Here is an 871-nt window from a genome sequence, read left to right as displayed (position 1 = left end):
CCCCGTGCCGGGGCGCCCCCTGCCCGGCTGAACCCGCCGGCGCCGATGCCGGAAAGGGGGCGCCCGCCCCTCCGGGCCGCGGAGGACCCGCATGCCCGCCCTGCATGCGGCTGTGGGGAGACTTCCGGCCGGACCCGGCGTTACCATGGTCGCCATGGCCCAAGACGATCCCTACAGCACGCTCGGCGTCAGCCGGCAGGCCAGCCCGGACGAGATCCGCAAGGCCTTCCGCGCCATCGCCAAGAAGCACCACCCCGACCTCAACCCCGGCGACAAGGTGGCGGAGGAACGCTTCAAGGCGGCCAATGCTGCCCACGACCTGCTCTCCGATCCGGAGAAGCGGGCCCGCTTCGACCGGGGCGAGATCGACGCCACTGGCCAGGAGGTCCCGCCACGCCAGTACTGGCGCGACTATGCCGACGCCCCCGGCGCCGGACGCTACCGCGCCGGTCCCGGCACCGGTGCGGAGGCCCATGGCGCCACCGGCTACGGCGGCGGGTTCGAGCATGGCGGCTTCGAGGGACAGATCGACCCGGAGGACCTGGGCGACATCTTCGGCCAGTTCTTCCGCCAGCGGGGCGGCGAATCCGCCGGCTCCTCCCGCCCGCGCAAGGGCCAGGACAGCCGCTACCACCTGGAGGTCCCCTTCCTCGACGTGGTGAATGGCGCGACCCAGCGCCTGACCCTGCCGGAAGGCGGCACGCTCGATGTCCGCATCCCGCCGGGGCTGGAGGACGGCCAAGTGCTGCGTCTGCGCGGCAAGGGCCGGCCCGGGCGCGACGGCGGCCCCGACGGCGACGCCCTGATCGAGATCGCGGTGCACCCCCACCCGCTCTACCGGCGCCAGGGCCGCGACCTGGAGATGGATGTC

1 protein-coding gene is annotated in these 871 nt (G+C 73.9%); it reads left to right on the top strand.

What is annotated here, in order from left to right; translation table 11 throughout:
• Positions 1–154 precede the first annotated feature (154 nt).
• The coding region (locus tag ROTAS13_RS25195) for a DnaJ domain-containing protein (RefSeq protein WP_253187782.1) at positions 155–871 on the top strand (717 nt) is incomplete at its 3' end.

Source organism: Roseomonas sp. TAS13 (assembly GCF_001950415.1).
Classification (GTDB): domain Bacteria; phylum Pseudomonadota; class Alphaproteobacteria; order Acetobacterales; family Acetobacteraceae; genus Roseomonas; species Roseomonas mucosa.
The sequence above is the reverse complement of the archived record's forward strand: the minus strand, read 5'-3'. Positions and strand labels throughout refer to the sequence as shown.